Here is a 515-nt window from a genome sequence, read left to right on the forward strand (position 1 = left end):
CATCGACGGGGCCTTCTGACTGCGGTCCATCAGGCCACCGCCTCAGTGCTGGTGGTGGCTTCGATGTAGACGCGCTGCGCGGTGGCGTAGTTGCACCCCAGCTGGCGGCCGATCTCCGACCACGACAGCCCTCCACCGTCCCGCAGCTCGACCACACGCTCGGCCAGTTCGGCCGGGGTGCCGTCGAACTTGCGGCGCGAGAAGTCGTGCAGCGGAGCCGGACGCCCGTTCCGGGCGACCTGACGCAGCAAGTCCAGGGCCTCCTTGCGCTCGCTGGCCAGAGCACCGGTGGTCGGCATCCGCACCGACGCGAACACCCCATCGGTGACCGATTCAGGGCTCGCGAGAGCGAAAGCGGCGCACCGCGCCAGCATCGGGCAGTCCGCGCAGATCCCCTGCGCCTCATGCACATCGGCAGCAGCGGAGCTGAAAAACAGGTCCGGATCCTCGGTGCAGAGCACGGGCGGCCAGGCCACCGGGTGATCGACCTCGGGTGAATCGGAAATGGTGCGGGT

The 515-nt window shown here is 68.9% G+C and carries 1 protein-coding gene; it reads right to left on the reverse strand.

What is annotated here, in order from left to right:
- Positions 1-29 precede the first annotated feature (29 nt).
- Positions 30-515, reverse strand: a 486-nt coding sequence (locus A5780_RS07615; protein ID WP_231982885.1) for a WhiB family transcriptional regulator, incomplete at its 5' end; no start/stop codon positions are given.

Origin of the sequence: Nocardia sp. 852002-20019_SCH5090214, assembly GCF_001665865.1 — a bacterium.
Classification (GTDB): Bacteria; Actinomycetota; Actinomycetes; order Mycobacteriales; family Mycobacteriaceae; genus Nocardia; species Nocardia nova.